This window comes from Candidatus Nitrotoga sp. M5, assembly GCF_927904885.1.
Taxonomy (GTDB): domain Bacteria; phylum Pseudomonadota; class Gammaproteobacteria; order Burkholderiales; family Gallionellaceae; genus Nitrotoga.
This window is the reverse complement of the sequence record NZ_CAKMNW010000001.1, coordinates 39,873-51,421: the sequence shown is the minus strand read 5'-3', so window position 1 is coordinate 51,421 and position 11,549 is coordinate 39,873. Positions and strand designations below refer to the sequence as shown.

Here is an 11,549-nt window from a genome sequence, read left to right as displayed (position 1 = left end):
GTCCTAAGTAAAAAGCTGGACAGAATAGGGCAGGGCAGCGTAGTTGCTGAACGTTCCGGGCCTGACTTCCAGTTATGTATATTTTCAATAGTTGGTCAGCTTAACATCGCTTTCAACCGCGCTAATTTCGCCATTCCCACATCTTTACTTACTTCAGTTGCCCTGCCTGCTGGTAATACACCCGAATAGATTAGTTCATCTGCGGGCAATTCTTGCAAGAAACGGCTTGCTTCGCATGCCTGCCATTCTTTTCCCCGTTTACGCTTTGTGCAATAGCTGATTTGCAGCGAACGCTCTGCGCGAGTTATGCCTACATACATCAGGCGACGCTCTTCCTCTATCTGTTCCGGTAGTTCGCTTTGATGGTGCGGCAGGGTGCCTTCTTCCACGCCCACCATGAATACATGGCCGAATTCCAGGCCTTTGGCAGCATGCAGAGTTGATAAGGAGACTGCATCTGATTCTTCTTCGCGGGATTCGAGCAGGTTCATCAGCGCGATGGTTTGTGTCATCGCCAGCAATGTCTTGTCGTCAGCTTCCGATTTGCGGTTGATCCAACCGACAAAATCTGCAACATTAGCCCATTTCGTTTCCGCCTGACGCGGCTCATGGCTGTCGAACAGCCATGCCTCGTAATCTATTGCACTCATTAAATCTGCCATCACCGTTGCGCACGCCTCCTTATCGGAACGTGCTTCCATGCGATTAATAAAATTGCAAAAGGTGAGTAATTCTTCATGTTGCCTTGCAGGAAGTTGATGTGCCATGGCGCTCTCAAAAGCTGCTGCGAACATACTGATGTTGCGCGTACCGGCATAGCCTGCAAGCTTCTCCAGTGTCTGGTTGCCAATACCTCGTTTAGGTGTGGTAATGGCGCGAATGAAGGCTGGATCGTCATCTGTGTTTGCAATCAAGCGCAAATAGGCAGTGAGATCCTTGATCTCCGCGCGATCGAAGAAAGAGCTGCCGCCACTGACGGTATAAGGCACTTTCTGTCCACGTAACTGTTCCTCAAAAGTACGCGACAGGTGATTGCTGCGATACAAAATGGCGTAATCAGCAAAGCGTGTGTTATGTTCAAATTTATGTGCCAGCAACCGCATTACTACAGACTCTGCTTCGTTCTCGCCATCCCTGGCTGCGAATACGTGGATAGGATCGCCTGGTCCATGGTCACTCCATAGTTTTTTCTCGAATAGCTTAGTGTTGTTGCGTATTAAATGATTGGCACAGGTCAAAATGCGTTGTGAAGAGCGATAGTTTTGTTCCAGCTTAATAACGCGCAAATTCACGTGATCATTATTTAAATTCTGCAAATTTGCGGTGCTTGCCCCGCGCCAGGCATAGATCGCCTGATCATCGTCGCCCACGGCCGTCAGTGCAGCGCGACTACCCGCCAGCAGGCGAGTCATTTGATACTGGCAATCATTGGTATCTTGATATTCGTCGATCAACAAATAACGAAAACGTTGCTGCCAGCGCAACAGGGCTTCAGGAAAATCCTGAAATAAATCCACTGGCAAACGTATCAAGTCATCAAAATCCATTGCTTGATAGGCACGTAATGTTTCTTGATAACGCGCATAAAGCAGTGCTGTACGCTGATCTGCCTCGCTTTCAACCAGGCTTAACGCTTGTTCTGGCGAGGTGAAAGAGGATTTCCATTTGGACATGACACTTTGTGCAATACGGATATCTTGCTTGTCTGGTGCACCCAATAGCTCGCTAATTATTTTTGCAGTGTCAGCACTATCGAAGATAGAGAATTGCTTTTTGTAGCCGAGCAGAGCAGCCTCCTCACGCAAGATTTGCATGCCCAGTGCATGGAAGGTACTAATAGTTAAACCCTTGGTGTTGCGCCCAGTTAACAACTTGCCCACGCGCTCACGCATTTCATTCGCAGCCTTGTTGGTAAAAGTGATTGCGGCGATATTGCGTGGTGCATAGCCACATTGTTCGATCAGATAGGCCAGCTTATGAGTAATAACGCGCGTTTTGCCGCTGCCTGCGCCAGCCAGAACCAACAGGGGACCATCCAGATACTTAACTGCTTCGTATTGTGAAGGATTGAGTTTGCTCAGCATTAGGACACCTTTAAAAATCTAAACTCATCCCCGTTGACTCTATGAAAATTGATCAAAAAGAGATTCAAGAGCGGCTATACATACCAATTGGCAGAAACATTCACTATTAGTGGGATGATGCAAGTGGCCCAGCAATACAAACAAGCATCCGACACAATGAGAACGTCGCTAATCCATGATGTTTTAGATCAGCTTATCAGGTGCGGCCTTTTGGGGGGGCAGGTCAGCGGATTACGGCTGATAAAATGTATCAGTATATCGTGCTAGAGGATGGCATGTCACACGCGAAAGTCACCGATCATTAATGATGTGCTGCAGCTATTCGGCGGTACTTTTGTTGCCTGAGCCAGAACTAATCTGCGCACCCTAATGTCTTCGCGGTGAAAGCCCAGCCGTTCAAAACCGCCTGTCAAATAGATTTTGCGGAGTAAGGCTGTTTGATTAGTTATCAAAATACGCTATAACTAATTGATTGTTGGTGCCCGGGGCCGGACTTGAACCGGCACAGCCGTTTCCAGCCGACGGATTTTAAGTCCGTTGTGTCTACCAATTTCACCACCCGGGCGAGATAAAGCAAGTTTGGAATGAGTTTTTACCGACAAACTCATTCAGCGATGCGCATTATACAGAGATGCCTACCACGTTAGCAAAAACATCTTCGTTTTTCTCAACCAAGCCGGTTAATTGGCGAATCAACTTAACTCTCTTTCTTTCTTGACACTGAGAGCAATATCTCTATAATGCGGACTTCGATTTTTGCGGGAATAGCTCAGCTGGTAGAGCGCAACCTTGCCAAGGTTGAGGTCGCGAGTTCGAGTCTCGTTTCCCGCTCCAAATTTTTTGGGAGAGTATTTTACTTTCCCATTTTTCTTTAGAGCATGTGCAAAATGGCGGGGTGGCAGAGTGGTCATGCAGCGGCCTGCAAAGCCGTGTACGCCGGTTCGATTCCGACCCCCGCCTCCATCTTCAAGCAAGTTTACATAGCTAAAAATTTAATTCGTTGATATTTTTGCTCTGTTATAATTCTCTTCTTCGGGGCGTAGCGCAGCCTGGTAGCGTACTTGGCTGGGGGCCAAGTGGTCGGAGGTTCGAATCCTCTCGCCCCGACCAATAAAATCAATGGCTTGCTAGTTAATTCTGGCAAGCCATTTTTGTTTTTATCTTCTCAGGAGTAAACCAGAAAGTTACTAAGTTCTCAATACTGCTTCAGTAAGTATCATTAGCCGCACGCCTTCACAATATCGTTTTATTGCAAACTCAGAATAATATTCTGTTCGAATTTCCATCAATACAAAGCCTGATTATCTCCACACTCGTGTTCATGGTGTCAGCGTTGCGCGTGAATCGTGTTTTTGATGCGTAAACATTTCCAATAGTTACTACGCGCAACTTATCGGTGATTGCACTGGCTTAGCTGACATACTCGCGGAGTATGTCAGCTAAGACATGCGGTGCCGCAGATGTGAAGCTGACAAGGACATTTGGATAATGCTGGACATTACAGTACATTACTGGTGTTTAGCAGTACACCCACTGCTCTTTCATCAGCTGATAGATGTAATAAAAAGTAATGGCCTCTCTGCTTCAAACAAATTTCGCGCATTTAGAGCAGCACGACGAGCAGTTGCTACGCTTGGGTATGTTGGCAGAAAAGTATTTCGCAGATGATCCCAATACCTGTTTACTCAAACTGCGCCAACTTTCCGAATTGTTAGCCCAGCTCATTGCGGCGAGAACCGGCCAACTTGTTGCACCGCAAGAAACCCAATACGAACTATTGCGTCGCCTTCAGGATAGTGGGATTGTTCCGCGCGAAGTTGGGCAGTTGTTTGGTGAGATGCGCCGCACTGGTAACGCTGCCAACCACGCGCTTGAAGGAGATCATCGGGGGGCACTAAGCGCCTTGAAAATGTCATGGCAGTTGAGCCTTTGGTTTCACCGTACTTTTAAAGACCCATCTTTCAAATCTGGTCCATTTGCGCCACCAACGCCACCCAAAGATGAAAGCAATGAACTGCGCACTGAAATATCGCTGTTGAGCAAGGCACTCCAGGAATATCAGGCAACCCATCACGAATCCGCAGAGCGGCTTGAGGCGACAGAGGCAAAACTACGCGAAGCCAAGAATGAGCGGGTATTCTGGGAACTGATGGCTGCTGAGACCGAACAAGCCAAGGTCGCGCTAGAGAAGCGTCTTGCCGAACAGCAAACCGTAGCGGCCGCCCAGCCAAAAAGCACTTTGGTGAAATTTATTGCTGCCGCGAATACCGCCGCCAGTGCTGTTCAGTTGGATGAGGCTGACACCCGCAAACTGATCGACCAGCAGCTGCGGCAAGCAGGCTGGGAGGCAGATTCCCAGACTATTAAATACAACAAAGGTGCTCGTCCGTCCAGAGGGCGCAACTTGGCAATCGCTGAATGGCCTACTGAAAGCGGCCCCGCCGATTATGTACTGTTCGCAGGCTTGATGCCGATTGGGGTAGTAGAATCCAAACGCAAAAACGTCGACGTATCTGGCGCATTACAACAAGCCAAGCGCTACAGCCGAACCTTCATCCCATCGCAAGAGACAATACTGTCCGGTGAAAACTGGGGTGGAGAGGCTGCCTTTCGCGTGCCCTTCGCCTTTTCATCCAATGGCCGCCCTTATCTTCGCCAGCTTGCCACCAAGAGCGGCATCTGGTTCTGTGATCTGCGCCGTGCCGATAACCTGGGGAACGTGCTCGATGGCTGGTACACCCCGGAAGGATTGACCACGCTGCTCAAGCGGGACGAAGCCAAAGCACACGAACAACTCGCCAATGACCCGTTCAATTACGGTTTCCCATTACGCCCATACCAGCAGGATGCTATCCGCGCCGCTGAATCGGCTATTGAAGCTGGTCAGCGTGAGATGTTGCTGGCGATGGCAACCGGCACTGGCAAGACCAAAACCTGTATCGCGTTGATTTACCGTCTACTCAAAGCAAAGCGCTTTCGACGCATCCTGTTTCTGGTTGATCGCTCTGCCTTGGGTGAGCAAGCAGCAAATGCCTTCAAAGACACGCGCATGGAAAACCTCCAGACTTTTGCTAATACATTTGGCATCAAGGAGCTGGAAGAACAAGCACCGGATACCGAAACTGCGGTACATATCGCCACCATACAGGGCATGGTGCAGCGCCTGCTCTACGCAGCAGAAGATGCAACCACGCCATCCGTCGATCAATACGATTGCATCGTGGTGGATGAATGCCATCGCGGTTATCTGCTTGATCGTGAGTTGTCCGATACGGAAATGACCTTCCGGGGATATGAAGACTACATCTCAAAATATCGCCGTGTGCTCGACTATTTCGACGCCTACAAGGTTGGACTGACTGCCACGCCAGCGCTGCACACCACGCAGATTTTCGGTGCGCCAGTTTATACCTACAGCTATCGGGAAGCTGTTATCGACGGGTATTTGGTCGATTACGAACCACCCGTACAAATCAAAACCGAGCTTTCCAATCAGGGCATCACATGGAAAGCAGGCGAGAACATCAAGGTTTTTGATGGCCGATACAACCAGATCGAGCTATTCAAAACGCCGGATGAAATAAAAATGGATGTTGAGGACTTTAACCGCAAGGTCATCACAGTGTCATTCAACCGTGTGGTGTGCGAGTATCTTGCCAAAGAGATTGATCCTTCTTCCCGCCGCAAAACACTGATTTTCTGCGCGACGGATGCACATGCCGACATGGTGGTCGATTTGCTCAAGACAGCATTTAAGACACAGTATGGCAGCGTGGACGATGATGCGGTTATCAAGATCACTGGTGCTGCCGACAAGCCCCTGCAACTCATCCGCCGTTACAAAAACGAGCGTAACCCCAATGTGGCGGTAACCGTCGATTTACTCACCACTGGTATCGACGTACCTGAAATCTGCAATATCGTTTTTCTGCGCCGGGTAAATAGCCGCATTCTGTTTGACCAGATGCTGGGCCGCGCCACGCGCCTTTGCGACGAGATCGAAAAAGAAGCCTTCCGTGTTTTTGATGCGGTCGGGATATTCGAAGCGCTGGGCGATATGACCGCCATGCGGCCCGTTGTGGTTGATCCCAAGATTAGCTTTAGCCAGTTGGCCCAAGAGCTGATAACGGTAGGCGATGAAACAGCTCGTCAACTTGTGCGTGAGCAGTTCCTTGCCAAGCTGCAAAGCAAGAAACGCCATCTCTCCGAAAAATCCGCCAGCGACTTCGAAACCAAGGCCGGGATGACAGCGGATGACTTCATCAAGAAGCTCACAGCGATGCCCATCAATGATGTGGCGGCTTGGTTCACACAGAACCCCGATCTCGGTAAAATCCTTGATCGTAAGGGTGAAGGCACAGCCCCTCCAATGTTCATCTCCGATCACGAGGACAAAATCCTTCCTTCCGAGCGTGGCTATGGCAATGCGAAGAAACCGGAGGACTATCTCAAGGAATTCACCGCCTTCATTCAGAGCCACAGCAACGACATACCTGCACTGATGACTGTGCTCACCCGTCCACGCGAACTCACCCGCAAGCAACTGCGCGAGCTGGTGCTGGAGCTGGATAAGGCCGGATACACCGAAACCAACCTCGCCACCGCCTGGCGCGAGATGACCAATCATGACATCGCTGCGCGCATCGTCGGATACATCCGCCAAGCCGCCATCGGCGATGCGCTTGTGCCATACAATGAGCGGGTCGATCATGCGCTGCAAAAACTATTGGCGTCAAACAATTGGACTGGCCCGCAGCGCGAATGGCTGAAAAAGATTGCTGCACAAACTAAAGCCAATCTGCTGGTAGATCATGCCGCACTGGATGATCCAGACCTTATCTTCAAGCGCGAAGGCGGCGGATTTACCCGGCTCGACAAGATGTTTAACGGCGAGCTCAAGCAAGTGTTGGAAAGCTTCAACGAATTGATCTGGGCAGCGGCTTGAGCCAGAAGGGTTAACCACAATATCCCCTCCCCCTTACAGAGGGAAGGGACTGTTTGGCGCTAAGGGTTAATCTGGGTTGAATGCATCACCTATAAGTGGTATAAATCACGGTATATACCAGTCAAGAAAGGAGCACCATCATGCAAACAGCCAAGCTATTCAAGAATGGTCGCAGCCAGGCCGTGCGCCTGCCTGCCGAGTTTCGCTTTGAAGGTGATGAAGTCATCATCCGGCGCGATCAGGTTACCGGCGATGTCATCCTTAGCCCGCGCAACCGCAAATTCGAGGAGTGGATCAAGTTGCGTGACCGCTTAATCGCCGAAGCGCCTGAGGAATTCGAAAGCTTCGAGATTCCACGCGATCCTGGGCCTCCCGTTGATCGCGATTGGCCATGAACATTGCGCATCCCTATATGTTGGACACGAATGCCGCATCAACGCTGATTCGCGGACACATTACGCCTGAAATGCAGAATTTATTGATGGAACACTCAATTTGTATTTCCCTCATCACCGAGGCGGAGTTACGTTTCGGTGTAAAGCGCAGGCCGGATGCCACCCGTTTGGCAAAAGCCGTCGAAATCTTCTTGCAGGATACGCCGGTATTGCCGTGGTTATCATCCACCGCGCAAACCTATGCCGAATTACGCACGCAAATGGAAACGCAAGGCATCGGCCTGTCGGCAATGGATATGTTGATCGCCAGCCATGCCATGGCCGAAGACTGCACGCTGGTCAGCGCCGACCGCGTCTTTATGCAGGTGCCCGGCATGCGCCTGCTCGACTGGACAACCTCTTCCCCAAAATAATTTAATCACATGACTACAAACGACATCGTCGGAAAACTCTGGAACCTCTGCAACGTCCTCAAGGACGACGGCGTTACCTATCACCAATACGTCACTGAACTGACCTACCTGCTTTTCTTAAAGATGATGCAAGAAACCGGCGGCGAGAGCGAGCTGGTTATTAAGCAAGTAGGGGAAGACGGGGAGTTTGTTCTGGACAAAAACAAACAGCACGTTAAGGTGCCGGGCATACGCTGGGAAAATTTAATTGGTGCAGCGGCTCCTCAACGCCTGCGCATGTATGAAGACATGCTTCGTGACTATACCCGCTATGGCGAAGGCGTAGTGCAGGAAATTTACGCGAACTCCAGCACGTTCATTAAAAAACCAGTAACGCTGTCCAAGCTGGTGACGGAGATCGATAAACTTGACTGGTACAGCGTACACCGCGAAGACTTGGGCGACCTCTACGAAGGCTTGCTGGAAAAAAACGCCAACGAAAAGAAATCCGGTGCAGGCCAATACTTTACACCGCGCGTGCTGATCAACAGCATGGTGGCCGTAATGAAGCCGGAACTGAAAGACATCATCCAGGACCCGGCAGCGGGCACCGGCGGATTTCTGATCGCGGCCAATCACTACCTGCGTGAGCACACCAAGCCGGAAAGCTGGACAGAAACGCAGCAAAAAAAATACCGGAACAACACTTTCTACGGCATGGAGCATGTGCAGGATACGCACCGCTTGGCGCTGATGAATCTGTTGCTCCACGGTATAGATGGCGGTATCGAATATGGAGACACGCTCGGAGATGATGGCGAAAAACTGTGCAAGCAAGGCGCTACGCTCATTCTCAGCAACCCACCATTTGGCACCAAAAAAGGCGGTGGCTTACCCAGCCGCACCGACTTCACTTACCCCACCAGCAACAAGCAGTTCGCTTTCTTGCAGCACATCTACCGTGGCCTCAAAGCCAATGGCCGCGCCGCCGTGGTGCTGCCAGACAACGTGCTGTTCGAGAGCAACGTTGGCAGCGACATCCGCCGCGACCTGATGGATAAATGCAACTTGCATACTATCCTGCGCCTACCCACCGGCATCTTTTACGCGCAAGGCGTCAAGACCAATGTGTTGTTCTTCACACGCGGCGATAATGACAAGGGGAACACCAAAGAGGTGTGGGTGTATGACCTGCGCGCCAATATGCCGCAATACGGCAAGCGCACCCAGCTCGTGCGCAAACACTTCATCGAATTCGAGGCCGCGTTCGGTGACGATCCGTTAGGCGGAGCCAAGACGCTGGCCAAACGCTTGGACACCGGCGAACAGGGCCGCTTCCGCAAATACACCCGCGAACAAATCGCCGCACGTGGCGACAGCCTCGACATCGCCTGGCTTAAGGACGACAGCGACACCAACGCGGATGAATTGCCGGAACCGGCCGTACTGGCACAGGAAGCGATGAGTGAGCTGGAAGCGGCGCTGGACGAGCTGCGCGGGATACTGGAAGAGCTGGAAGAGGGTGTGTCCGTCTGATGCTGCCCTATACCCGACAACTCAAACAGAACTCGCGCGAATTGCGCAGCAATATGACCGATGCCGAGCAAAAATTCTGGTATCGGTTGCGCCGCAAGCAAATTAACGGCTGGCAGTTTTATCGCCAGAAAATCATTGGATCGTTCATCGTTGATTTTTACTGCCCGGCTGCCCGGCTGATGGTTGAGCTGGATGGCAGTCAGCATTTTGAACCACAACATCAAGCAACCGACCAGAAGCGCGATGCTTACTTGGAGAGTTTAGGGCTGCGTGTGCTGCGTTTCGATAATCGGCAGGTGTTGTTGGAGATGGATGCGGTGTTGGGGGTTATCGCACAAATTCCTAGCATTACCCTGGAAATCCCCCCTAACCCCCCTTTTTCAAAGGGGGGAGAGAACCCGTGTACGCATGAAGCGCCCATTCTTGAACAGGAATCTACAGTGTTCGTTACTTCTTCTGAAAAAGACACCGACGCTCCAATCCCCCCCTTTGAAAAAGGGGGGCTAGGGGGGATTTGCGTTAATCCCTCGATGCTCGTGGAGAGGGAGGCATGAGCATCTTGCCAAACGGTTGGGCAAACGCACCGCTTAAATCACTGCTTTCTTCCGATGGCATATTTTCAGATGGTGACTGGATTGAAAGTAAGGACCAAGACCCAAATGGTTCAATCCGATTGCTGCAATTAGCGGATATTGGCGATGGCTATTTTGTTGATAAGTCATCAAGGTTCGTGAATGAAGAAAAGTTTGCCGCATTACACTGCACTGAATTGAAAACCGGCGATGTTTTGATTGCTCGGATGCCAGACCCATTAGGAAGAGCGTGTTTATTGCCTGAAATGCCTCAGTCGTGTATTACGGTCGTGGACGTGGCGGTATTTCGAACCGGAGAAAAAGGTGCTTCTAACAAGTGGTTGATGAATGCTATCAACTCGCCGCAGTTGCGTGCGTTCATGGAAACCAATTCATCGGGTACGACACGTAAGCGGATTTCAAGAGGTAAGCTCACTGATATGGAGCTACCTATTCCGCCTCTCAACGAACAAAAACGCATCGCCGACAAACTCGACGCGGTGCTGGCGCGGGTGGATGCCTGCCGCGACCGCCTCGACCGCATTCCCTCCATCCTCAAACGCATCCGCCAGTCCGTCCTCGCCGCCGCCACCTCCGGCAAACTGACGGAGGATTGGCGATCTCTGAAAGGTTTGGGCAAGGAAGTTCAATCTGTCTTGCTAAGAGAAGACGAAATCATTGTCCCTGAGTCGTGGAATATCTTTACGCTAAGAGAAGTGATTGATCCTGATAGACCACTATGCTACGGCGTAGTACAGCCCGGCGAAGAAAGAAACGGAGGAGTTCCTCTGATACGAGTTCAGGACATGGATCGCGGTGGGGTCTTAACAAGTGAGCTTCGTACAGTCTCGCAGGATATTGATGCTGAATACAAGCGATCAAGGGTTGTTGGTGGCGACTTGCTTGTATCTGTTGTCGGAACAATTGGAAGAACTGCAATCGTACCGCATGGCCTAGAGGCAAATATCGCCCGTGCTATTGCAAGAGTTGCATGTAGAACGGGGGTCAGTAGCAAGTGGGTTAATTTTTGGCTTTCTTCGGAGGCGCTTCAGTGGTGGCTGACTAGCTCATCGAAAGAGGTCGCGCGGAAAACTCTCAATCTATCGGATATTGCCTTGGCTAATGTTGCAATTCCTTCAGTTGAGGAGCAAACCGAAATCGTCCGCCGCGTCGAAGCACTGTTCGCCTTTGCTGACCGCCTCGAAGCCCGCCACCAAGCCACCTGCGACAAAGTCGAAAAACTCACCCCGGCCACGCTCGCCAAAGCCTTTCGCGGCGAACTGGTGCAACAAGACCCCAACGATGAACCGGCCAGCGTGTTGTTAAAACGGATAGCTACAGAACGGGCAATGAAAAAAATATCTCCGAAAAATGGAGAACGTAAAAAAAAGGAGACTTATCCTATGAAGCCAAAAAATGTTATCCCTATCATCGAAGCTCTTAGGGCCGCAAAAAATCCGCTTACTTCACAGGCTCTGCTGGTTGAGGCTGGCTACCCAACAGATGCTGGAACTGAGCTTGTTGAGCGCTTCTTCCTAGATATTCGCGCGGAACTTGAAGGTAAGCGTATCGAGCGAGTTCGCAAAGGCAACGACGACTTTTTTTCCATAGTTCAATAGTCGATG

The 11,549-nt window shown here is 50.8% G+C and carries 7 protein-coding genes and 4 tRNA genes; 9 read left to right on the top strand and 2 right to left on the bottom strand.

Features of this window, described 5'->3' with window-relative positions:
• Positions 1 to 95: 95 nt before the first annotated feature.
• A complete protein-coding gene (locus MJ770_RS00265; RefSeq protein ID WP_239249243.1) occupies positions 96 to 2,084 on the bottom strand; it encodes a UvrD-helicase domain-containing protein in 1,989 nt (662 codons plus the stop codon).
• A 476-nt stretch (positions 2,085 to 2,560) separates the two neighbouring features.
• Positions 2,561 to 2,649, bottom strand: a tRNA-Leu gene (locus tag MJ770_RS00260).
• A 193-nt stretch (positions 2,650 to 2,842) separates the two neighbouring features.
• Here MJ770_RS00260 and MJ770_RS00255 point away from each other — a divergent pair.
• The 9 genes from MJ770_RS00255 to MJ770_RS00215 all read left to right on the top strand — a co-directional run bounded on the left by MJ770_RS00255 (position 2,843) and on the right by MJ770_RS00215 (position 11,543).
• Positions 2,843 to 2,918 (top strand) — tRNA-Gly (locus tag MJ770_RS00255).
• Between the two features lie 55 nt (positions 2,919 to 2,973).
• Positions 2,974 to 3,047 (top strand) — tRNA-Cys (locus tag MJ770_RS00250).
• A 70-nt stretch (positions 3,048 to 3,117) separates the two neighbouring features.
• Positions 3,118 to 3,194 (top strand) — tRNA-Pro (locus MJ770_RS00245).
• Between the two features lie 460 nt (positions 3,195 to 3,654).
• Positions 3,655 to 7,029, top strand: a complete 3,375-nt coding sequence (gene hsdR, locus MJ770_RS00240) for a type I restriction-modification system endonuclease (protein WP_239249241.1) — start codon at positions 3,655 to 3,657, stop codon at positions 7,027 to 7,029.
• A 140-nt stretch (positions 7,030 to 7,169) separates the two neighbouring features.
• On the top strand, positions 7,170 to 7,424 hold the full coding sequence (locus MJ770_RS00235; RefSeq protein ID WP_239249239.1) for an antitoxin: 255 nt from the start codon (positions 7,170 to 7,172) through the stop codon (positions 7,422 to 7,424).
• Positions 7,421 to 7,837 carry a type II toxin-antitoxin system VapC family toxin gene (locus MJ770_RS00230; protein WP_239249237.1) on the top strand — a complete coding sequence of 139 codons (417 nt, stop codon included), beginning with the start codon at positions 7,421 to 7,423 and terminating at the stop codon, positions 7,835 to 7,837. The genes MJ770_RS00235 and MJ770_RS00230 overlap by 4 nt, the downstream gene beginning before the upstream one ends.
• 9 nt (positions 7,838 to 7,846) lie before the next feature.
• Positions 7,847 to 9,352, top strand: coding sequence for a class I SAM-dependent DNA methyltransferase (locus MJ770_RS00225; RefSeq protein ID WP_239249235.1), 1,506 nt, complete (start codon positions 7,847 to 7,849; stop codon positions 9,350 to 9,352).
• Entirely contained in the window at positions 9,352 to 9,906 is a 555-nt protein-coding gene (locus MJ770_RS00220) for an endonuclease domain-containing protein (RefSeq protein ID WP_239249233.1), read from the top strand. The genes MJ770_RS00225 and MJ770_RS00220 overlap by 1 nt, the downstream gene beginning before the upstream one ends.
• The gene (locus tag MJ770_RS00215) at positions 9,903 to 11,543 is read left to right on the top strand and encodes a restriction endonuclease subunit S (protein WP_239249231.1); all 1,641 of its coding nucleotides are present in this window, start codon (positions 9,903 to 9,905) and stop codon (positions 11,541 to 11,543) included. The genes MJ770_RS00220 and MJ770_RS00215 overlap by 4 nt, the downstream gene beginning before the upstream one ends.
• Positions 11,544 to 11,549 lie beyond the last annotated feature (6 nt).